The sequence below is a fragment of the Chitinophaga sp. HK235 genome (assembly GCF_018255755.1).
In the GTDB taxonomy this organism is placed as follows: Bacteria; Bacteroidota; Bacteroidia; order Chitinophagales; family Chitinophagaceae; genus Chitinophaga.
The window spans coordinates 579,738-602,915 of the sequence record NZ_CP073766.1 but is presented as its reverse complement, the minus strand read 5'-3'; the positions used below and the strand labels follow the sequence as shown (position 1 = coordinate 602,915).

Sequence of the window (23,178 nt, the reverse complement as noted above, 5' to 3'; positions counted from 1 at the left end):
ACAAGCGTCTTCCTGCAAATAACCTTAACGGTTTAAGCGTAAAGCGCGGCTACGTTCATAGTCCACCATGCCGTTAAAACCATTCACCGGTTTCAGCGCCGGTATTCCTACCCGGAGATTGTCCAGCTCAGGAGTAGCCATACGGGCTCCCGGAACAGTATAGCTGCCGGTATTTATATAATTTACGATTGCTATCAGATTGGCATCTCTGGTAGTACTACCCCAGGGAACATTGACGTAGTCTACTGCTGCAGCATCCACATCAATACCGGTATAATACCCTCCCACTCCATTTGCGTTTTTAGTTTCAAAATTGATGGCGTACAGATCTGCCAGGTATTTCTGGCTATGGTTCTGATCAAAAACAGAGATGTTGAAATCAATGAACCCTACTGGTTTGCCATATGTTTTTTCACCCACCAGTTTTACAGTCATGTATGGCTTCAGGTTGTTGAGGGTTAACTCACTGGCCGAAGCAGTACTGCCACTGGTGATAAAGAACACATTATCCAGTGTGAGGCGGCTGGTAGAGGCTGCAAAATTGGTGGTAGTCGTCAGTTTCACATCAGAAATCTGTGCCATGATCTTATCGTTATAGATCGTGTGGTACATCAGGTTTCCGGCTGCGGAGGCTGGCGCGATAGCGTTGTCAAGATATTCCGCGGTAGAAACGGCACCACCTCCGTTGTAGCGCAGGTCTACGATCAGGCTGGTAACACCTTGTGCCTGAAATTTGGAGAAGAGCTGATCCAGCACTGTTCTCGTGAAGGTAGCCTGTCCATTGGAATTGATCACGCTGGAGAACGTATACATGGAGAAATAGCCCACCTTCTTGCTTACCAGGGTCGTTGGATTTGTTACAGTGAGCACGGAATCAAAAACAACCGGATTGACATTATAGCTTCCTGTATTCAGTGTTTGGGTGAAGGTAGTATTGTCAGGCCGTTTGAATCCCAGTGTAACGGAGCTGCTGCTAAAGATAGCATTGTACGTTGATTCCAGGAAAGCCTGGCTGGTATTGATATTACTGTTGCCATTAACGGAGATGATTTCCCAGCCGCGGGTAACACCGATCTGACCGGCGGGACTGTTTTTATCCGCGTACAACACGTAGATATGGGCATTGTTAGACCTGTCCAGTGCTACGCCATAATCAAAACCGAAGTCTCCTTTATTGGTGGCAGCGAATGTCTGCGCGGAAACACCGTTAAAGAGCTTGTTAGTGAGTACGCCGTTACGATCCAGGAAACTGTAATGATCATATGGCTTGGTAGTTCCCGGGTTGATCGCATATGTTTTCATAACTGACAGCAAACTGTCAGCGTTGGCATACTTGCTGTCCAGCGGATTGAGCGACGGCACCTGTGAATACCAGTAATATGTAGGCAAACCGCGGGAAGGCGTTCTTCCTCCATCTGCATAAGTAACCTGCATAATCTGATACATCAGGTATTTCAGGGAATCTTCATCTTTAGACTGACTACCAGTAGGGTTATTAACAGGATTGGTTGTCGGGTCCGGAGACGTTTTATTGTCTTTGCGGCAGGCAATCAACATGATCACGCAGGCAATACCGGTGAAGGCTGCCCTGGCTCCTGAGGTAAACAGATTTTTATACATAGCAATAGTTATGACAGTGAATTACGGGTGTGTTGCTAATGTTTGTCTGGTCCAGAATTCGTTGGAGAAGAACAACATCATGTTAAAATCGGGGTCCATGGCCATGCCGGGGCCGCCACCCTGTTCTTTTGCTTTGGCCATTTTTTCTCTCATGGCTTTTTCGTGCTCCTTGCGTTCGGCATTACTGAGCGAATTAACTTTAAAACGATATGCGATCGGCTTATCGTATCCGGCAGGTATTCCTGCTGCGGTAAGGGGTACAGCCATTTCACATACCAGGTTGCCAGCCCCATCGAAAGTGGAGGCGGTACGGATGCCGTAGGAGTTGTTTACAGGAATGTTGCCGTCTGCAATACCGGTAAACCCTTCTACTTTGACTTCCTTCACATTAGCCAGGATCTGCTTTTTCCATTCGTCCGCTACCTTTTGCCGCGACTCCTGGGGTACATCCGGTGTTGGTGCCGCCTCAGTCGTAAGCGGGAAAGTAAGGGTCGCTCCTCCTTTTTTCTTCCCCGTCGGATTGATGGATATACTCATTCCTGAGCGCATAATCCGCTGCTGGCTTAGTTTGTCGGGCACGCTGACAACAATAAACAACGTATCCTTGTTATTGGCGATCGTATAAAAAAGCTTGGTATCGTTATTATAGAATTGTAGGGGCTTGGGCCATTCGGTGGCCTGGCCGTCTATTTTGATATGATCAGGGACCCACTTGTTGGATTCACTGTCCTGCGCGTTTAGATTAACCTGGCATAGCAGTGCTGCTATCAATCCGGCCCCTGCTATACGTACTTTGATACTGTTCATGCGATTGTTTGATTTCTGTTACGCCTGCAAGGTTAATAAACAAATCTGAAACAATTTACTGAAAAAGCGTATAAGCGGGAAAAAGAATCGACGAAAAGGCCTTAAATAAAGTTGGAAGGAAGACAAACGGTGATGTGGAGTTACAGCAGAAAGATATAAGGGAGAACGGATTTTTCAATATCCGTTCTCCCTTATCTATATTATTATAAAACAATTAATACAGCAGTCTGGCCTTGATGGTATGTTTAACGTCTTTCAACAAGGTAAGTGCTTCCTGAGACAGTTGTCTGTCTACGTCCAGTACCACATAACCAATCTGGTCGTTGGTTTTAAGGTACTGGCCCAGGATATTGATTTTGTTTTCAGACAGTGCGGTGTTGATAGCAGACAGCACACCGGGCACGTTCTGGTGCACGTGCAGAATACGGTGGGTATTTTCAATGGGTGGTACGCTAAGAGCCGGCACGGTATGAGAACCAAAGCTGGCACCTTTTTCCAGATAGTTGAGTAGTTTGCTGCTTACATCCAGGCCGATGTTGTGCTGGGCTTCCTCGGTACTGCCACCAATATGCGGTGTCAGGATTACGTTGGACAACTTTTGCAGCGGCGTGGAGAAAGCTGCACCATTTTTTTCCGGCTCTACCGGGAACACGTCAACTGCTGCACCAGACAGTTGTCCGCTTTCAAGCGCTTCTTTTAACGCCTCCAGATCAACTACTTCTCCTCTCGCATAGTTCAGGAAGATAGCACCCTTTTTTACATAAGACAGTGTTTCCCGATTGATCATATTTTCGGTAGACCTATTGGAAGGTACGTGCAGGGAAATGATGTCTGCCTGTTCGAACAGCTCTTTCAGAGAACGCTGTTGTACAGCGTTACCCAAAGGCAATTTGGTTTCAGCATCATAATACATCACGTTCATGCCCATCCCTTCTGCCAGTACGCTTACCTGACTGCCGATGTTACCATAACCCACGATACCGAGTGTTTTACCCCTCAGCTCGTAGCTTCCTTTTGCTTCTTTCATCCATATGCCGTTGTGGGCGGCAGCGTTTTTGTCAACAATACGACGGATCAGAACAATAGACAAACCGATAACCAGCTCTGCTACGGAGCGGGTATTGGAGTAAGGGGCATTAAAAACAGCCACCCCATGTTCGGTGGCAGCTTTGAGATCTACCTGATTAGTACCAATACAAAAACAACCTATTGCCTGGAGTTTCCTGGCTGCTTCGAGCACTTTACGGGTGACCTGTGTTTTGGAACGGATTCCCAATAAATGAACATCCTTGATTTCATTGATCAGTTCATCTTCACCGAGCGCACCAGCCATTTTACGCACACTATAGCCTGCGGAGGTAAATTCTGCCACTGCAGCGTCGCTGATATTCTCCAACAATAAAATGCTGATCTTTTCTTTCGGATAACTTGTAGACTTTACCTGTTCCATGATATTATAAAGAATTATATGTAAAACTTACTCACGCAATTGGCTTAATAATTGCGGTTACGCGGGTCAAACAAGGCACAAACCTACTCGATGTTGAGGAATTATCAAATACTGTTGTCATCAAATTAGATTTTTATCAAAAAAAACGCGCTTCCATCCTGTTTTTTTTGATGTTTATTAAGCAACGGGCTTAAAAATATATTAAAAGCTTGCCGAGAGTCAGGTAATATTTGGTACACAAAGACAATGAGTATAATTTTAGCGCCTTGTATTTTATCGAGAGAGAATCAGCATTAAGTAAGTCAGTGAATCACCTCTAATGAAGCGATTGAAAGCAGTAAGCATCATCTTATCTATCACAGGTATTGCCATTATCTCCAGTTGTCAGGGCAATGCCGCGCGTATCAAAGCAAGCAGAAAACAAGCCATATCAGACAGTACTTTGTACACGCTCAATTTAACGGCAGCGCAAAAAGAGGCTATCCTCAAAGCTCCGCGCACCATGCAATTACAACAGGACCTGAGTTCATTTTACAGCAACAAACTATTACGCAGCGGCTTCAACGGAGCCATCATTGTTGCTAAAAAAGGTGTCATCATTTTCGAACAATATCATGGCTTCGAAAATTACCGCACCAAAAACCCGGTTATGGACAGCTCAGCGTTTCAGCTTGCCTCCGTTTCCAAAACCTTTACCGGCGCTGCTGTATTATGGCTGGCCGAAAAACAGAAGCTGAGCCTGGAAGACTCCCTGCAGAAGTTCTTCCCACATTTCCCTTATAAAGGTATTAAGGTGCGCATGCTGCTGAATCATCGCAGCGGTTTGCCCAACTATCTGTATTTCTGCGATAGCCTGGTAAAAGACCAGTCTGGTTTCCTTACCAACGATGAGGTGATCAGACTGATGGAACAACATAAGCCGCGTATCCAGCATCTGCCGGATACTCACTTCCAGTATTGCAATACAAATTATCTCCTGCTGGCTTCGATTATTGAAAAGGTCAGCGGACAAAAATATGCTGACTTCATGCAGCAGACATTTTTCAAGCCGCTGCATATGGTCAATACTTTTGTATATGACCCTACCTCTGCACCTCATCCGCATCAGACCCAAAGTCATAAGTATAACGGGCAGGCAGAACCAGATACTTATTTCGACGGAGTGATGGGCGATAAAGGTATTTACAGCTCCGCACGCGATATGCTGAAATGGGACCAGGCACTGTATTCCGGGCATTTGCTCGATTCAGCCACACTGAAAGCTGCGTATACACCTTACAGCCATGAAAAAGCAGGCATCCGCAACTACGGGCTGGGATGGCGGCTGATGGTATATCCGGACAGTACCAGAAATATTGTTTACCACAATGGCTGGTGGCATGGCAACAATACTGTGTTTTACCGTTTTGTGGAAGATACTACCACCCTGATCATCCTGGGCAACAAATACAACCGTGGCATATACCAGGCTGTAAAGCCTATCCGGGAAATGTTGGGACATGATGATGGTGAAGAAGCCGGAGCAGAATAATCTCCAACGGATTTTTAAAACAGTCGTATAAATAGAGAAGCGAAGATTACCATAGCATGGTCATCTTCGCTTCTCTATTTTATCTAAAAAAGGATATAGTCCTACCCGTGTTTTCTGTTGGGCAGCACATTATCCCTTGTCCAGGTGATTTCTCCGGTGAAAGCGTGTTGCCTTACCGGGCATGCATCTTTCAGGCAATAGTGGCAGCAGGAAGGGATACAGGGATCCATATGAATAAAGAACTCTACTTCTCCCCCTTCAAACTCTTTATTGACCAGTACTTCCACCCTTTTCATTTCATCATGCGCTTCGTTAAGGCTCAGATAATAAGGCATGGTGATATGGCAATCGATGTGGTAGTTGTTGCCGTATTGTTGTACCCTCATATTATGAACGTCTATCCAGTTAGGCACCCGGTGAGACGACAATATAGCAATCACCTTGTCCACCACTTTCATATCTGTTTCGTCCATGAGGCCGGAGATAGAGCGGCGCATCAGCTGGTAACCTTTAGTCAGAATCAGTACACTCATCAGGACCGAAACAGCGGGGTCCAGCCAGTTCCAACCTGTATAGCGAATTACGCTCAGGGCAATTATCAGCCCTGCGCTGCTGTATACGTCTGTCATGATATGCTGGCCGTTGCCGCTGATGGTAATGGAGTCCAGTTGCCGGCCGGCCCGGATCAGGTATAGTCCCAGCAGCAGGTTGGCCATGGTGGTAGCTCCCAGCAGCCATAAACCACTTTCCATGCTATGCAGCTCTTTCGGGCTGATAAAATACTGCACCGCTTTAAAAAGGATGAGCACACCTGCAAAAAAGATCATGGCCCCTTCAAAACCGATGGAGAAAAATTCCACCTTACCATGCCCATAAGGGTGATTGGCATCTTTGGGTTTGCCGGAGAGGTAAATACTATAGCAGGCAAAGCCACCTGCGACTACGTTGATGATGGACTCCATTGCATCAGAGAGGATTGCTACGGAGTGGGTCATATAAAAGGCCACAAATTTGGCCACCGTCAAGATAAAACTAACAATAAGCGACACCAGGATGACGCGTAATTCTCTTCTAAGCAAGGGTCCAGATTGAGTGTATGATAAACCGCAAAGGTAATGTTATTCTCAGAACGGGAGTGGTATCCGGTCTTGAAAATTAATATTCCGGTAACACCCTTCAGCAGAAATTTTCCGATCTTAATAGGCAGATCCCGTTCCTCATAACAATTTAAATCCTAACGTAAACCTATAAACGAAAATGACAAACAGAGAAATCCGGGCTACCGCTATTGTGGACGAGCTCTTCGGGTTGTATGAGCAGCATGGCCATCATGCTTACGGAGAGCAGGTGACCATGTTGATGCACATGATGCAATCGGCACTGATAGCGGAACAGACAGGCTTTGATGATGAGATGATACTGGCAGCTTTTTTACATGATATCGGCCACTTTTTTGAGGCAGGCGGGCAGATGGACATTTACGGTGCCCGGGCCCACGACACCATCGGTTACCGCTATCTGGTATCCTGTGGTTTTCCGGCGAGAATGGGTCAGCTGGTGGCCAGCCATGTAGCTGCCAAAAGATACCTGACCTGGACAGACAGCGCCTACTATGAAACGCTCTCAGAGGCGAGCAAGGAAACATTACAATACCAGGGTGGTCCGATGACAGAATCAGAGGCCATGGTGTTCAGAGCAGACCCTTTGTTTGAACAGTATATACAACTGAGGATATGGGATGATATGGGAAAGGATCCTGATATGCCGGTAGCAGCAACAGACCTGGAACGTATGCGGGACAAAATGTTGCGGTATCTGCTGGCCTATGGCCAACTGGAAGAATAATTTTATATTGCTGTCTATGGATTTACGCAAGGAAATACTGACAGCGCACAATAAAGAACATTCCCTCTATATCGCGGGCTGGATTGGGCAGGATGCCCAGCGTTTTGCCCTGCTGATGAAACTCTTTCTGGAAGATGAGTACCGGGTAGTACAGCGGAGTGCCTGGATTATCAGTATTGTGGCAGACAAGCATCCCTCCTTACTGGAGCCTCATTTACAGAATATGGTAAGCCGGATGGATATGCCGGGACTACCTTCCGCTGTGAAGCGTAATGTGCTGAGGGTAATGCAGGATATGAATCTGCCTCCCGAACTGCATGGTGAGGTGATGAACGCCTGTTTCCATTATATAGAAGACCCGAAGGAAATGATTGCTATCAAAGCCTTCTCTATGACAGTGCTGGCCAATCTGGCCAAAGCATATCCGGATATTAAAAACGAGATCCGGGTGGTACTGGAAGACTTGTTGGAAAACGATCCTTCGCCCGGCATTCGTTCGAGGGCCAGGAAAGTGATGAACTCCCTTTGACAAACAAAAAGGCGGCACAACAAGTATAAACTACTTGTTGATGCCGCCTGTATAAGTTAAAGATACCAGTTAAGCTTAAGCCTTTTCTTCAGGTTTGCTTTCAGCAGCACGTGGCTCCTTTGGCTCTCTGGGCTCTCTGGGTTCTCTGGGCTCTTTAGGTTCTTTTTCTTTCTTCTTGGCTCCTTTCGGGGCGAAGATGGCGATCATACGCTTACCTTCCATGGTAGGCATGCTTTCGAGACCACCGACCTCAGCCAGCCTTTCGGCAAACTTCAGCAGGATCAGTTCTCCACGCTCCTTAAACATGATCGCACGACCTTTGAACTGTACATAGGTTTTCACCTTGTTACCTTCTTTCAGGAAGCTTTCAGCATGTTTGGCTTTAAAGTCGAAGTCATGATCGTCGGTGTTAGGCGTAAAGCGGATTTCCTTTACCTCGCTTTTATGCGCCTTGGCCTTCATTTCCTTTTCCTTCTTCTTTTTTTCGTAGAGGAATTTATTATAGTCGATGATGCGACAAACAGGGGGTACTGCGTTCGGAGAAATTTCAACGAGGTCCAGGCCTTGTTCTTCGGCCATGCGCAACGCTTCTTCGGTCCTGTAGACGCCCACCTCTATATTCTCACCTACCAGTCTGACCTCAGGAACGCGTATCATCCTGTTGGTCCGGTGTTCTTGTTGTTGTTCCCTGCGGAAATTTGGGTTTTTACCCCTATTATTACCGCCAAAATTTGGTCTGGGTTTTTGTTGCATTAAAAAAATTAAAATTTATTAATTAATTGTCCAAAGTCCATGGTCCACATTACACGCATGGACCAGAGACAACTTATACAAAAGTAAGAGGAAATTTCAGTGCAATTAACATACCTGAATCAAGGAATGTTCATTGTTTTATATACTTTTTTTCCACATTTGAAATTGCTTACTCAATTGGCTTACGGTTGATGACTTCTTCATTCACCGTTGCGATGAATTGTTCCAGGGTCATGGTTCCGAGGTCCCCCTTAGCCTGACGGCGTACTGCTACAATATTATCAGTAGCTTCTTTTTCACCGAGGACCAGCATGTAAGGGATTTTAGCCAGTTCTGTATCGCGGATTTTCTTACCTATTTTTTCACTCCTATCGTCAATCTCTGCGCGAATTTCCGCTTTTTTTAGCAATTCTGCCACTTTTTCTGCATAGGCCTGGGTCTTCTCACTGATGGGCAGGATTTTCACCTGTGTAGGTGCCAGCCAAAGCGGGAATTTACCACCACAGTGTTCTATGAGAACGGCGATGAATCTCTCCAGTGAGCCAAACGGTGCACGGTGGATCATTACCGGGCGGTGCCGCATGTTATCTGCTCCAATATATTCCAGTTCAAAACGTTCGGGCAGGTTATAGTCTACCTGAATGGTACCCAGCTGCCATTTACGGCCCAGGGCGTCTTTCACCATGAAATCGAGTTTCGGTCCATAGAAAGCGGCCTCACCATATTCGATCACTGTCTTCAGTCCTTTTTCAGCGGCAGACTCGATGATGGCCTGCTCTGCGAGGTTCCAGTTCTCTTCAGAACCGATGTACTTGCTGCGGTCTTCCTGATCGCGCAGGGAGATCTGTGCAGTGTAATCGGTAAAGCTGAGGCTGTTGAACACATACATCACCAGGTCGATCACTTTCTGGAACTCTTCTTTTACCTGGTCCGGGCGGCAGAACAAGTGGGCATCGTCCTGAGTAAATCCTCTTACACGGGTAAGACCGTGGAGTTCACCATGCTGCTCGTAGCGGTATACGGTACCAAACTCGGCGAAGCGCACAGGGAGATCTTTGTAGGATTTAGGCGAGCTTTTGTACAGTTCGCAGTGGTGCGGACAGTTCATTGGTTTCAGCATAAACTCCTCACCTTCTTCCGGTGTATGGATAGGCTGGAAACTGTCTTTACCGTATTTCTCGTAGTGACCGGAAGTCACGTACAGATTTTTGCTACCGATATGCGGTGTTACTACCGGCAGATAACCGCTGGCTAACTGGGCTTCCTGCAGGAAACGCTGCAGTCTTTCACGCAGCATAGCACCTTTGGGGAGCCACATTGGAAGACCGAGCCCTACTTTTTCAGAGAAGGTGAACAGTTCCAGTTCCTTGCCCAGCTTACGGTGATCACGTTTTTTCGCTTCCTCAATCAGTGCCAGGTATTCATCCAGCTCTTTCTGGTTAGGGAAGGTAATACCGTAGATGCGGGTAAGCATTTTGTTTTTCTCATTACCCCGCCAGTAAGCACCCGCAATGCTGGTCAGCTTGATTGATTTGATAAAGCCGGTATTGGGGATATGTGGTCCGCGGCACAGGTCTGTAAAGCCTCCCTGTGTATAAAAGGTGATGCTTCCATCAGGCAGTTCGTTGATGGTTTCCACCTTGTAAGGATCTCCTTTTTCGGTGAAATAGGCCAGTGCGTCTGTTTTGCTTACATCCTTGCGTATGTATTCGCTGTTCTTTTTAGACAGCTCTACCATTTTAGCTTCGATCGTCTTCAGGTCCTCATCGGAAATGGTGCGGTCGCCCAGATCAATATCGTAGTAAAACCCGTTTTCAATAGAAGGACCATAACCCAGTTTCACACCGGGATACAATGCTTCCAGGGCTTCGGCCATCAGGTGCGCGGAGGAGTGCCACATGGTAGACTTACCATCTGTATCCGTCCACGTCAAGAGCTGCAACGTTGCATCCGTTGTAATCGGGCGTGTAGCATCAACTACCTGCCCATTAACTTTTGCTGCCAATACTTTACGTGCCAATCCTTCGCTGATGGATTTGGCAATGTCCAATGCAGTTGCTCCCGATTCATACTGACGAACTGCGCCATCCGGAAAAGTGATATTTATCATACGTTTTACTATTAGCGTCATACTTTTTTATATGCGCTATATTTCCTTTATAAAATGTTTGCGAAGTTAAGAAATAGTTTGTTAGCTTTTGCTTAGTCCGCCAGTGAATCACAGGATTTTAAAAATAATTATCCATACGGCGGTGGGGTATCAGTCCTGAAAGTTAACAAGTAAACAAATATAACAAATTTGCCTCACTTTAAAAAACAGCTGATCGGCAAATTCTCAAAAACCTGACAAAATCTTTATTGCACAATGACGTTAGCCGGAGAAAAATCCGCTGTTTTTTCCCGAAATCCCAACAAGTCTCCAAAACGACAGAACCCGCTACTATAAACACACTCAACAACTACCCTTCCTTTCATTTCCAATTCTCTCCCAAAGAAAATACAAAAAAATATTGTGCAAAAAATTGGGATGATCGATGACTCGGGATACCTTTGTCATATCATTCAAAAACATTCATTATGTGCAATCAATCACAAAATCATATGATAATGAATTTAATACATTAAACTTCCAATTAAAGCTTCTAAAGGAAACAATCAATAAGATGGAAGCCGATTTATCCAAGATGGAAAACTGGGAATGGCGCAAGTTTGATCCTATTAACTACCATCTAAAGGAAATCACCCAGAAGCAGGATGAACTTGAAAAAATGGCAAGGCAAGCAAAATGGGACTTTTCCTTATTGAGTTTCAGAAATCTTTTCTTCTTCGTACAAGGACTCTTTTTTGGAGTATTGTTGATACTAGTGTTTCTTAAAAAATACTTTGTGTAACTCATCATATTTCAAACCAAATCAAAATTCATGTTCGCTAACAGTCTAAAAATTTATGACATCTTCAGGCTTGACCTGCATCTCAGTGATGAAAAGGCTATGGAACTCGTCAATGAACTGGACACCACGATCTGTTCCCACTATGACGAAAAGCTAAGTACCCTGGCCACCAAAGCGGAGCTGCAACTTTTGGAAGTAAAAATGGAAAACAGCATCCGTGAGATCAAAGAAACCATGGCCACCAAAGCGGAATTAAAGGAGGTAGACAACAAAGTGGAACAACTCAAAATCCAAATTGAGCAAACACTAGTCACCAAAGATGCTTTCGTAAAAGAAATGAAGGATTTGAGAGCAGAAATAAAATCCGATTTCAAAGAGGTATTCGACAAGATGGATAATATGAACAACAAGATGGATAGTTTAAACAATAACCTGAACAACAAGATCGACGCCAATTACAAAGACCTCAACAAATTCATCAAAATCATAGGAGTGGTAGAAGCCATTATCATCCTCTCAGGTATTCTCGGGCTTCTTATGGCATTTAAAAAATAACCCCCTCCTCCACCTATTCTCATTAAAATCTGAAGTTATACGTCACAGAAGGGATAATCGGAAACAATGATACCTGCTTGGCTTTTACTGTCAAAGACCCATCAGCAACACTTCCCTCCTGATCGAAATAAATAAAATAGGGATTCTTCCGGCTGTACACATTATATATTGAGAAGGTCCAACTGCTCTTAATCCGTCTCTTTTCTTTTTTAGGCTTCGGGGTATAGATAGCCGACAAATCCAACCGGTTATAGGAGGCCATACGGTATGAATTGATATTCCCGTAACCCTGTATCAGCGTACCGTCCATAAAATAAAATCGTTCCGGCAGTGTGGTCGTGTTGCCTGTCCCGTAAATAAACACACCCGACAAACTCCAGCGCTTATTCAGTTCCCAGGTGGCTACAGCCACCAGATCATGACGACGGTCGTATTTGGCCGGATAGCGTTTTCCTTTGTTCAACTGCGGGAACTCCCGCCAGGTCCATGCCAGCGTATAACCCAGCCAGCCCGTAAGCCTCCCCTTTTTCTTATTGATAAAAAGTTCCGCACCATAGGCCTCCCCCTTGCCGAAAACAAAGTCCAGCTCCGGATCGGTTAGCGAAGGTGTATATCCTTCCCGGTACTCGATCTGGTTGCGCATATCTTTGTAATAGACTTCCACAGAGGCTTCGTAAGTATTTTCCTTAAAGTTGCGGAAATAGCCGGCCGAATACTGCCATGACAGCTGGGGTTTTACCAGGTAAGTACTAGGCACCCACACGTCTGTAGGCAACGTAGTGCCCGTATTGGAGACCAGGTGTATAAACTGGTAATTACGCGTCACTGCTGCCTTCACGGAGCTATTATCATTCCAGGCATACCGCAGGATAATACGCGGCTCGAGGCCTCCATAGCTCCTGACTGGCTGACCGGAGGCAAATTTTACGCTGTCTACCGACTGGCCGGAGGCATCTCTGATATAACGTATATAGGGCCCTATCTGCATAAAACCGCTGAAACGCACACCGGCATTGAGTTGTAAACGAGGTGATATTTCCCAGTCGTCCATCAGATAAACACCTACTTCATGGGCATATTTCCTAAAAGCATTCTCCGGATTGAATTTGGTGGAGTCCTGCCCCCCACTCACTGTACTGGGTGTAAATACATGGTAGATATAGTTTCCGCCAAACCGGACATGATGCCGGGTGCTTAAAAAATAATCCAGATCCAGCTTGGCATTGACATCACTGATACCCGAAGACAGCCGTATATCAAAATTGTTTTGCAGGGCGTTGAACTGAAATTTATAATCATTATAAATCAGGGACGTATTGGCAAACAGCTTGCTGTTGAACACATGGTTCCAGCGCAAAGTAGCGGTGCTGTTGCCCCAGGGGATCTTCACTTCAAAACGGCGGTTGGAGCTGGAGAAACTGAAGACATCCCTTCCAAGATAACCACTGAGGAACAGACGGTCTTTATCAGAAAGGATATAATTCATTTTCATATTGAGGTCATAGAAGTAATAACCAGAGCCGCTATAGCTAGTGTTGTTGATAAAGGGCTTGGTGATGAGATCAATATACGTACGACGGCCGGAGATGATGAAGGAGGCTTTGTTTTTTTTGAGAGGCCCCTGGAGTGACAATCGCGAGGCAATGAGACCTATACCACCTTCTCCCTGGAAAGTTTTATTATTACCTTCCTTCATGGCAATATCTACTACAGAAGAGAGCCGTCCGCCATAGTTGGCGGGCATACCGCCTTTGATCAGTGTTGTATTTTTGATGGCATCTGCATTAAAGACGGAGAAAAAACCAAACAGGTGGCCGGTGTTATAGACGGGAGCTTCATCCAGCAGGATCAGGTTCTGATCGGGGCCGCCACCGCGTACATAAAAACCGGCATTACCTTCTCCCGCAGCCTGCACACCAGGCATCAGCTGCAGTGCCTTCAGCACATCCACCTCCCCCATCAGTGCCGGCAGTTTCTTTACGTCAACTGCTGTCATTTCAATACGCCCCATGTCTGTACTTTTTACATTCGCATGTTGCTGCTGCCCGGTGATCACCACCTCTTGGGCTACATAGGAATGTGGCAGCATTTCCATGTTCCGGACTGTATTGCTGTTCAGGTGGAAGATAAAGGCCTTGCTTTCGTAGCCAACAAAAGAATAGATCACCGTGTAGGTGCCCGCAGGCAGTGTAAGAGAGTAAAAACCGTAATTGTTAGTTTGCACGCCGGTACCGGCATCTTTTATCTGAATAGTGGCTCCGGGGAGGAATTCGCCATTGGTACTGTCTTTTACATACCCACTAAGGGTATAGCGCTGTGCCTGAGCAGACACGCAAACAATAAGGGTTATCAGGAAAGTAACAGTATTACAGACAATCTTCATATTACTGTCTATTGTCCCGGGGTTTGGCGAGGACAATAGACAGTAATTTACGATTTACCTTTCAAAGTAATTACTGATAACTTAAAGTATCTTTTGTTTCGCCGCAATGCAGCATTTTATTTCCGAAGTAAGGATTGAGGATCTCAGGCTTCTCACTGAGCCAATAAGCCCCTTTATCATCGAATGCCATGGGGCAATACTGATGGTAGACAGTTTTTCCTTTCAGGCCTGTATTCTTAACCAGGTCAAATAACATATCAGACACCATCTGGAAAGAGGCGCGTTTACCTTCCAGGCCTGTTTCGCCTTCAAAGCCGGCCAGTTCAGCACTGATACTGCCGGTGGTGCCGGTAATGATGCTCAGATGGGAGCTGTCCATCTGCAGGCTTTGAACCGGCAAACTGTCCATATGTTGTTTCAGGACTGCCGCCGCACTGTTGGCCGCCACGCTGTCTGCTTTTACCAGGGCATCCGCCAGCTGATAATAGGAATGCATCGCCAGCTGCAGGGAGTCGTAATACACCTGGCTGTATGGCGCCTGTAAAGCTGCGGCAGGTGTAGTAGCCGCTTCTTCTGTCGTTTTCGGGGCAGCCTGCTGACATCCGTACAAAGCAGCTGCTATCAAAAAGGTCCCTATGGGAACACATACGCTAAAGTTCATAGATGGTAGCATTTTAAGGCGATAGCATCGCCCCGCAAAAGTAGTAATAATAAGCGGACTGAAAATCAGGCAGAAAATGTTAAAATCTTAATCTCCATTAAAACTTTTTAATTTCTAATTAATTATTAAACAGCTAGTAATACATATAAATTACACAAAAACCAGCTAAACATTAAAATGATATAAGTTCTGGTTACCTTTGCACGTTTTTATACAATTTTTGATTCTATGTTAATCGCATTACAGGACATTACTTTTGAGTTTGGATCCAGGGTTATCCTGGAAAATTCTTCCTGGCATATTGAGCCGGGTGATCGCGTTGGCCTTATCGGACTGAATGGAACTGGCAAGTCAACCCTGCTGCGTATTATCAACGGCGAATATTCCATTTCCAAAGGAAGCGTCAATAAAAGCAAGAACCTGACGATCGGGTTCTTCAACCAGGACCTGCTCAGCTTTGAAACACAGGAGTCTATCCTCACCGTAGGTATGATGGCTTTCGGCAAAGCGCTGGAACTGGAGAAGGAAATCGAAAGGCTCACCAAAGAACTGGAACACGACCAGACAGAAGAATTGCTGCATCAGTTCAGTGATGCCCTTCATGAATTTGAAGCGCTGGACGGTTACAACATGAAGCACAAAACCGCTCAGGTGCTGGAAGGCCTTGGTTTTACCACTGCCGACCTGGACCGCCCCTATAGCGAGTTTTCCGGTGGATGGCGTATGCGCGTGCTTCTGGCCCGCCTGATCCTGCAGCAGCCCGACGTACTCATGCTTGACGAGCCCACGAACCACCTTGACCTTCCCTCCATCGAATGGCTCGAACGTTATCTGGTAGGCTATAATGGCGCCGTGATCATCGTATCGCACGACCGTTATTTCCTGGACCGTATGGTGAACAAAATCGTGGAAGTATATCAGCAGGAACTGCACCACTACGCAGGCTCCTATGCCGACTATGAAGTGGAAAAGGAACTGCGCCGCGAAATGCAGCAAAGGGCTTACGAAAACCAACAAGACTACATCCGTCAGCAGGAACGCTTTATCGAGCGTTTTAAAGCAAAAGCCTCCAAAGCCGCACAGGCACAGAGTATCGCCAAAAGGCTCGATAAACTGGAACGAGTGGAACAGGTAGACAATGGTCCGTCTAAAATCAAGATGAACTTCACCGTAGACAAAACACCGGGCAAGATCCTGTGTACACTGAATAATATCAGCAAAAACTATGGTGATATCCAGATATTAAAGAATACCAGCGCCGAAATCAACAGAGGCGACAAAATTGCCCTGATAGGCGCCAACGGTAAGGGTAAATCCACCCTCCTACGCATAATAGCGGGTATGGAAGCCATGGGAGGAGAACGGGTTCCGGGCCACAACGTAGTCACCAGCTTCTATGCCCAGCATCAGCTGGAATCGCTGGACCTGGGCAGTGAGATCCTGGACGAGCTGAAAAACTTCGGCTCCGGCCGTACAGAGCTGGAATTACGCCAGCTTCTGGGCTGCTTCCTCTTCACCGGCGATGACGTATTTAAAAAGATCCGTATCCTCTCCGGAGGTGAAAAAGCAAGGGTAGCCCTGGCCAAGACTATCATCAGCCAGGCCAACTTCCTCATGCTCGACGAGCCTACCAACCACCTGGACATGAACTCCGTGCAGATGCTGATTGATTCCCTCAGCAAATATGAAGGCAGCCTGGTACTGGTATCGCACGACCGTTATTTTGTAAGCCAGACCGCCAACAAGATCTGGGAAATCGTTGATGGTGAAATCAAGGAGTTTAAAGGTACCTATACCGAATACGAAGAGTGGAAAAAAAGAATGGCCGCACAGGCGCAGGCACAGCAGACTCAGGTAAAAGCCCCTGCCGCCAGCGAAAGTAAAAAAGAAAACAAACAGGCACCTGAAGCCAGTGCCCCCGCTCCCGCCACCAAAGGCGCCATCAATAAGGATGTACAGCGGGAACTGCAAAAACAGCAGAAACAGTTTTCTCAGGTAGAAGGGCAACTGGCCAGCCTGAAAGAACGCAAAGCCAACCTGGAAGCCTCCTTAGGCGACCCAGGCACCTATAATGACAGAACTAAATTTGCCCAGGTAGAAAGCGAATACCAGGAAGTAATGAAATTCCTCGAGAGAGCCAACGAACAGTACGAACAGTTATTCGAGAAAATCATGCAGCTGGAAGCCAACCTGGTAAGCTAAATCAATTGCGAATGATCAATTACGAACAGATCATCATTCGTAATTGATCATTCGTAACTGATCATAAAATCTCCCTTTATGCAAAAAATACTGGTGGTCGAAGATGAAGTCAAAGTAGCCAATGCCGTTAAAAAGGGCCTGGAAGAAAATGGCTTCGACGTGGAAGTAGCATACGACGGGCGGATGGGAAAAAGCCTTGCTGCCAGCAATAACTATGACCTCGTCATTCTCGACCTCAACCTGCCACATAACAACGGATATGAACTCTGCGAAGTCATCCGCCGCAAAAACAACCGCGTACCGGTGATCATGCTCACCGCGCTGGGAGGTGTGGAAGATAAAATGCAGGCATTTGAACTGGGAGCCGACGATTATCTGGTAAAACCCTTCGATTTCCGGGAACTGCTGGCCCGTATCCGTGTATTCCTGAAACGCGCCGGATCTGAAGCCCCGCACAGCACACAGTACAAGATCACCATTGCCGACCTGGAGATAGACCGTGAGAAAAAAGAAGTGACCCGCGGCGGCAAAAAAATTGCCCTCACCGCCAAAGAATACCAGCTGCTGGACTTCCTCGCCCTGCATAAGGGTAAAGTCATTTCCAAACTGACCATTGCCGAAAAGGTCTGGGACATTGATTTTGATACCGGCACCAATGTCATTGAAGTATACATGAATTTCCTCCGCAAAAAGATAGATAAAGACTTTGAACAGAAGTTGCTACATACCAAAACCGGTATGGGGTATTATCTTGCGGAAGAATAACCCTGCATGAAGATAAAATATAAAATAGCACTGTATTATACCCTGTCAGCTTCCCTGATGCTGATCGCCTTTGCCGTGCTCGCTTATTATTTTTCTGCCAAATCCAGAAAAGCCGAATACCTCGAAAGGCTCGAATACCGCGCCCGATCTATCGCCAATGTAATTATTGAAGATGGCAATGTAAAGGTAGATCTGCTGCGTAAGCTGGACCGTACCACTTTCCAGGACCTGTACAAGGAAACCATCCTGGTATACAATCCGTCCTACGACCTGCTGTACAGCAACCTGAAAGACACCACCATCCGTACTCACCGCAGCTTGCTGGATTTTATCAAACAAAATAAACTGTACAGCTATGATAAAGGCAACGGCGAAGTAGTAGGCGTGTACTACACTGAAGGAGACATGTCGGTGATCGTGCTGGTATCTTCCTTTGATAAATACGGTTTCCAGAACCTGCAAAACCTCCGTCAGATACTATTGCTGGAACTGGTCACCGCTGTCCTTATCCTCGTGGGTGTCGGGTATTTCTTTGCCCGGAAAATGGTACAACCCATCGACCGTCTGGTACAACAGGTAGACAGTATCAACGCCAATAACATGCAGGATGCCCAGGTGGCTGTTAAGGGAAAAGACGAAATTGCCACACTGGGCGCTAACTTCAATACCATGCTGCAACGTCTGAGTGATTCCTTTGACCTGCAGAAAAGTTTTGTGAGCAACGCCTCGCATGAACTGCGTACTCCCCTCGCCGCCATTATCAGCCAGCTACAGGTAACTCTGTCGAAAGAACGAACCAAGGAAGAATACCAGTCGGTGCTTGCCTCTGTACTGGAAGATGCGGAAAACCTCTCAGACCTCTCCAATGGACTGCTTCAGCTGGCGCAGTCAGAGCTGAACCAGGAACAGTTTGTATTCGCCAATGTACGGATCGATGAACTGTTGATGGACATGGCTAATCTGATCCGTTTAAAACAGAAGGCTCAAAACAAGGTAGATATTCAGTTTATCAAAGTACCCGAAAACGAACTGCTGGTGACCTGCTTTGGCAACGAGAGCCTGCTGAAAGTGCTTTTCCTGAACCTTGTAGACAATGCCTGCAAGTTTTCTCCGGATAACAGTGCGCATGTATGCATCGATTTCTTTACCCAATATATTACTGTACAAATCAAAAATCAGGGGCCGCTTATCACTGCCGACGAGATCAACAAAATCTTTGAACCATTTTATCGTGGCGAAAATGCGCACCAGACGCGCGGTCACGGCCTGGGACTTTCTATCTGTAAAAAGATCGTTCAGATACATAATGGCCATATCACGGTAACCTCCAATGAAGAAGGCAATACTTTCACGGTAATACTCCCCCATCTCTGACCTCATCTTGTCTTAATGCTTTTTTAATATGATTTTAATACATCTTAAAGCCGTCTTTAATTTGGCTTGGGGAGCTTTGTACCATGAAAATTGGCATTATGCGAACCAAGACGGCACTGATTCTATCAGTATGCATTATCAGCCTGGGCATTATACAACCTATACAGGCACAATCTCCCGTTAAAACGGTCACTCTTCAGGCCGTAGAAGACTCCTTCCTGGTCAAGAACTATCTGTTGCTGGCACAACGTTACCAGATCGATGCCTCCAAAGCACTGACACGCCAGGCAAAATTATGGAGCAACCCATCATTCAGCACAGTACTGGGTTTCGGTAGTACAGACAAGTTCAAGCCCTTTAATGTAGGCGCCGGCGGCGAAACACAATATAACATCGACCAGCTGATACAACTGGCAGGTAAAAGAAACAAAAACATCCAGATCGCTGCAGCAGCCACCAGAATGAACGAAGCGACCTTCGATGAGCTGGTACGTACCCTTCGCCTGCATCTGCGCGAAAACTTCTATACCCTTTACTACCGCCGCCAGACAGGCAAAGTACTGAAAGAACAACTCGAAAACCTGCAGCGTATCGTAGACGCCTATGTAGCCGCAGATAAAAAAGGTAGTGTGGCACATGCCGACCTGGTAAGGCTGCAGGCCCTGCAGGTAGGTATTGAAAACGATTATGCCGATCTGAAACAGGAAGAACTGGAAGCGCAGAAAAACCTACAGCAGTTACTGCATAGCCAGGATTTTTATGAAGCAGTGGTAAGCAATACAGACCTCGCCCCTTATCGTCTCGATCATATTCAATTATCCCCGCTGCTCGACAGTGTGGCCATCAACCGGCCCGATGTGCGGATTGCGAGCGTGCAATACCAGACAGCTGAACTCAACTACCGCCTGCAAAAATCCATGGCAGTGCCAGACCTTCACGTGGGTGCCACATATGACAAAAAAGGTAGTTATATCGATAATTTCGTAGGCCTTACCCTGGGCATTGACCTCCCGCTGTGGAACCGCAACCAGGGTAATATCCGCGCAGCACAGCTGCAGATAGGTGCAGAGAAACAACAGCTGCAACAGCAGCAGTCTGTTGCACAAACAGAAGTGCTGAACGCCTACCAGCGCATCGTAGCCCTGGAGAAACGTTACAAGAGCTTCGATCTGCACCGTTTCCAGGATGAATTTGATACACTCATTGCTGAAGTAGCCAAAAACTTCAGTAAAGGAAATATCTCTCTGCTGCAGTTTATCGACTATTTCAACAGCTACAGCGACAACGCCAAAAACATCAACAAGTTTTTATCCAACCGGGTAAACGCTTATGAAGAACTTAATTACGCAACAGGACAAGAATTATTTAAAAACTAAGCACATGAAACAGCCTATTATCCTCGTTGGCTTTTCGCTGCTGGCAGCAGTTATATGGAGCGGATGCAAACATAGCCAGGCAGAAGATTCAGAAAAGAGCACGTTCGTACTGAGCGATACAATGTTAAAAAATATCCGCATCGATACCGCTCACCTGCAACCAGTGATGAACGAAGTACGTTTATCCGGCAAGGTAGCCCCCAATGGTGGCAAGGTATTGAAAGTATATCCACTGGTGAGTGGTTATGTAGAAGACATTAAAGTACAGCTGGGTGACTATGTTCAGAAAGGACAGGTACTCGCTGTAATCCATAGTGCCGAAATCGCTGACTACGAGAAACAGCTGGCACAGGCCCGCTCCGACCGTTCCGTAGCGGAGAAAAACCTGAAAGTAGCCCAGGACCTGTATGACAGCCGCCTGAGCACCGAAAAGGACGTAGTCAACGCCCAAGGTGAACTGCATAAAAGTGAAGCGGAAATTACCCGCCTCAATGATCTCTTCAAAATATACCGCAAAGGGAAAGGCGCTACTTATCTCGTTACCGCTCCTCTCTCCGGTTATATCATCGAGAAGAACATCAACAACAACATGGAAATCCGTACAGACAACAGTTCCAATATCTTCACCATCTCCGAGCTGGATGATGTATGGGTAATGGCCAATGTGTTTGAAACAGATATCGCTAAAATCAAGGAAGGTTATGAAGCCGACGTAGTAACGGTGAGTTACCCTGATCAGCCCTTCCATGGCAAGATTGACAAGATCAACAACTTCCTGGACCCGGCCACCAAAACCATGCAGGTAAGAATCCGGATCGACAATAAAAACTTGCTGCTCAAACCGGAAATGTTTGCGACCGTTTACATTAAATATGCCGACAAAGCGGAGAAGATTGCGGTGCCTTCTGCAGCCATCATCTTCGACAACAGCAAAAACTATGTGCTGGTGTTCAAAGATAAATTCAATATCGCTGTAAGGCAGGTGGAAGTAGACAAAACCGCCGGTGATCTCACTTACCTGGAATCAGGCCTTCAGGCAGATGAGAAGGTGATTTCCAAAAACCAGTTACTGATATACGACGCACTGAAAGATTAAGCGGGAACGGAACATGAGGCAATTTTTATCTTCCATAGGACTTATAACGCTGTTTGCCGGCAAGCTGGCAGCACAGGACAAGGCAAAGGACAGCATCCTGCCCTACACCTTTCATTTCCAGCAAACGCTGGTCAGCCAGTGGCATCCTGATTTCTCCGCGAAGTACTCCGGTGTCAACAGCTTTGAGACACACGAAAACGGTAAAACGTCTATTACCAGTACGATTTATGCAGGCATCCGCCCCTTGCGGAACCTCGAACTCTATATAAACCCGGAACTTGCTGGTGGTGAAGGTCTCAGCCATGCCACCGGCATTGCGGGTTTCCCTAATGGCGAAACATTCCGTGTAGGTAATCCAAAGCCGGCTGTTTATCTGGCCAGAGCATATGCGGCTTATACGCTGCCACTCACCAGCAAAAACACCGCAGATCCGGACGACCTGAACAACGTAGGTGGTACCACCCCTACCCGGTTCCTGCGCTTCATCGGCGGTAAGTATTGCCTGGCGGACTTCTTCGACCAGAATGCCTTCAGTCATGATCCCCGTACCCAGTTCCTGAACTGGTCGCTTATGAGCAATGCAGCCTGGGACTATCCGGCTGATGTTCGGGGTTATACTATGGCCTTTACGGTGCAGTACCAGCATGACAACTGGATGGTGCAGGCCGCCACTTCCCTGGAACCGCTGGTAGCCAACGGGCCTAAACTGAACTATCACTACCGTCAATCCAACGGTCAGGTGCTGGAGGTAACGCATACACACCAACTGAAAAAACATCAAGGAAATATACGGTTGATGGCCTTCCTCAACCAGGCGCCTATGGGCAACTACAGAACGGCCATCGATGCAGCAAGGGACACTGCGCCGGACATCACATCAGTAAGGCGCAACGGCCATACCAAATATGGCTTCGGTATCAATATAGACCAGGAGATCAGTGACAATGCCGGCGTTTTTGCCAAAGCATCCTGGAACGACGGTCATAACGAAACCTGGGCCTATACGGAAATAGATCAATCGGTGAGCGCCGGATGGCTGGAACATGGTACCCCGTGGCACCGTCCGCAGGACAATTTAGGCGTGGCCATGGTAGTCAACGGGCTGTCCGCTGACCACCGTCATTATCTTGAGGCCGGCGGCGCCGGATTTATGATCGGCGATGGCCAGCTGCACTATGCTCCGGAAATGATCGCAGAAGTTTTCTATCAATGTAATATTAGCAGGCTACATATTGCTTTAAGCCCCGATTACCAGTTTGTGCTGCATCCCGCCTATAACAGGGACCGCGGGCCGGTAAACATCATCGGATTAAGGACCAGAGTGGCTATATAAAGAACAG

The 23,178-nt window shown here is 46.6% G+C and carries 19 protein-coding genes; 11 read left to right on the top strand and 8 right to left on the bottom strand.

The annotated features are described in order from the left end of the window. Positions 1-24: 24 nt before the first annotated feature. The 3 genes from KD145_RS01710 to serA all read right to left on the bottom strand — a co-directional run bounded on the left by KD145_RS01710 (position 25) and on the right by serA (position 3,877). Positions 25-1,620 (bottom strand): S41 family peptidase, encoded by a 1,596-nt coding sequence (locus KD145_RS01710; RefSeq protein ID WP_212004198.1) that lies wholly within the window; start codon positions 1,618-1,620, stop codon positions 25-27. A gap of 21 nt (positions 1,621-1,641) precedes the next feature. Further along, on the bottom strand, positions 1,642-2,427 hold the full coding sequence (locus tag KD145_RS01705; RefSeq protein WP_212004197.1) for a hypothetical protein: 786 nt from the start codon (positions 2,425-2,427) through the stop codon (positions 1,642-1,644). Positions 2,428-2,641: 214 nt separating this feature from the next. Then, positions 2,642-3,877, bottom strand: coding sequence for a phosphoglycerate dehydrogenase (gene serA, locus KD145_RS01700; RefSeq protein WP_212004196.1), 1,236 nt, complete (start codon positions 3,875-3,877; stop codon positions 2,642-2,644). Positions 3,878-4,196: 319 nt separating this feature from the next. Here serA and KD145_RS01695 point away from each other — a divergent pair, with 319 nt between their 5' ends. Next, a complete protein-coding gene (locus KD145_RS01695) occupies positions 4,197-5,408 on the top strand; it encodes a serine hydrolase (RefSeq protein ID WP_249219709.1) in 1,212 nt (403 codons plus the stop codon). Between the two features lie 101 nt (positions 5,409-5,509). On the opposite strand, the gene KD145_RS01690 is transcribed toward KD145_RS01695, so the two are convergent. After that, complete coding sequence (locus KD145_RS01690; protein ID WP_212004195.1) at positions 5,510-6,487, bottom strand: cation diffusion facilitator family transporter; 978 nt, start codon at positions 6,485-6,487, stop codon at positions 5,510-5,512. Between the two features lie 178 nt (positions 6,488-6,665). Between KD145_RS01690 and KD145_RS01685 the strand changes: the two genes are divergently transcribed. Together KD145_RS01685 and KD145_RS01680 are read left to right on the top strand one after the other, a co-directional pair. Further along, complete coding sequence (locus KD145_RS01685; RefSeq protein WP_212004194.1) at positions 6,666-7,253, top strand: HD domain-containing protein; 588 nt, start codon at positions 6,666-6,668, stop codon at positions 7,251-7,253. 16 nt (positions 7,254-7,269) lie between these two features. Then, a complete protein-coding gene (locus tag KD145_RS01680) occupies positions 7,270-7,782 on the top strand; it encodes a hypothetical protein (protein WP_212004193.1) in 513 nt (170 codons plus the stop codon). A 75-nt stretch (positions 7,783-7,857) separates the two neighbouring features. Here KD145_RS01680 and infC read toward each other — a convergent pair whose 3' ends face one another. Together infC and thrS are read right to left on the bottom strand one after the other, a co-directional pair. Then, positions 7,858-8,535, bottom strand: coding sequence for a translation initiation factor IF-3 (gene infC / locus KD145_RS01675; RefSeq protein ID WP_212004192.1), 678 nt, complete (start codon positions 8,533-8,535; stop codon positions 7,858-7,860). A 169-nt stretch (positions 8,536-8,704) separates the two neighbouring features. Next, the gene (gene thrS / locus KD145_RS01670; RefSeq protein ID WP_212004191.1) at positions 8,705-10,645 is read right to left on the bottom strand and encodes a threonine--tRNA ligase; all 1,941 of its coding nucleotides are present in this window, start codon (positions 10,643-10,645) and stop codon (positions 8,705-8,707) included. A 469-nt stretch (positions 10,646-11,114) separates the two neighbouring features. Between thrS and KD145_RS01665 the strand changes: the two genes are divergently transcribed. Together KD145_RS01665 and KD145_RS01660 are read left to right on the top strand one after the other, a co-directional pair. After that, the gene (locus KD145_RS01665; RefSeq protein WP_212004190.1) at positions 11,115-11,426 is read left to right on the top strand and encodes a hypothetical protein; all 312 of its coding nucleotides are present in this window, start codon (positions 11,115-11,117) and stop codon (positions 11,424-11,426) included. Positions 11,427-11,456: 30 nt separating this feature from the next. Then, complete coding sequence (locus KD145_RS01660) at positions 11,457-11,981, top strand: hypothetical protein (protein ID WP_212004189.1); 525 nt, start codon at positions 11,457-11,459, stop codon at positions 11,979-11,981. A 22-nt stretch (positions 11,982-12,003) separates the two neighbouring features. Here KD145_RS01660 and KD145_RS01655 read toward each other — a convergent pair whose 3' ends face one another. After that, on the bottom strand, positions 12,004-14,364 hold the full coding sequence (locus KD145_RS01655; RefSeq protein ID WP_212004188.1) for a TonB-dependent receptor: 2,361 nt from the start codon (positions 14,362-14,364) through the stop codon (positions 12,004-12,006). 70 nt (positions 14,365-14,434) lie between these two features. Further along, positions 14,435-15,025 (bottom strand): DUF3347 domain-containing protein, encoded by a 591-nt coding sequence (locus tag KD145_RS01650; protein WP_212004187.1) that lies wholly within the window; start codon positions 15,023-15,025, stop codon positions 14,435-14,437. A 228-nt stretch (positions 15,026-15,253) separates the two neighbouring features. On the opposite strand from KD145_RS01650, the gene abc-f reads away from it, so the two are divergent. The 6 genes from abc-f to KD145_RS01620 all read left to right on the top strand — a co-directional run bounded on the left by abc-f (position 15,254) and on the right by KD145_RS01620 (position 23,171). After that, entirely contained in the window at positions 15,254-17,227 is a 1,974-nt protein-coding gene (gene abc-f / locus KD145_RS01645; protein WP_212004186.1) for a ribosomal protection-like ABC-F family protein, read from the top strand. A gap of 78 nt (positions 17,228-17,305) precedes the next feature. Beyond that, positions 17,306-17,992, top strand: a complete 687-nt coding sequence (locus KD145_RS01640; RefSeq protein WP_212004185.1) for a response regulator transcription factor — start codon at positions 17,306-17,308, stop codon at positions 17,990-17,992. A 6-nt stretch (positions 17,993-17,998) separates the two neighbouring features. Continuing rightward, positions 17,999-19,366 carry a cell wall metabolism sensor histidine kinase WalK gene (locus KD145_RS01635; RefSeq protein ID WP_212004184.1) on the top strand — a complete coding sequence of 456 codons (1,368 nt, stop codon included), beginning with the start codon at positions 17,999-18,001 and terminating at the stop codon, positions 19,364-19,366. 98 nt (positions 19,367-19,464) lie between these two features. After that, the gene (locus tag KD145_RS01630) at positions 19,465-20,742 is read left to right on the top strand and encodes a TolC family protein (protein ID WP_212004183.1); all 1,278 of its coding nucleotides are present in this window, start codon (positions 19,465-19,467) and stop codon (positions 20,740-20,742) included. A 4-nt stretch (positions 20,743-20,746) separates the two neighbouring features. Then, the gene (locus KD145_RS01625) at positions 20,747-21,838 is read left to right on the top strand and encodes an efflux RND transporter periplasmic adaptor subunit (protein ID WP_212004182.1); all 1,092 of its coding nucleotides are present in this window, start codon (positions 20,747-20,749) and stop codon (positions 21,836-21,838) included. A gap of 13 nt (positions 21,839-21,851) precedes the next feature. Then, complete coding sequence (locus tag KD145_RS01620) at positions 21,852-23,171, top strand: carbohydrate porin (protein WP_212004181.1); 1,320 nt, start codon at positions 21,852-21,854, stop codon at positions 23,169-23,171. Positions 23,172-23,178: the final 7 nt, after the last annotated feature.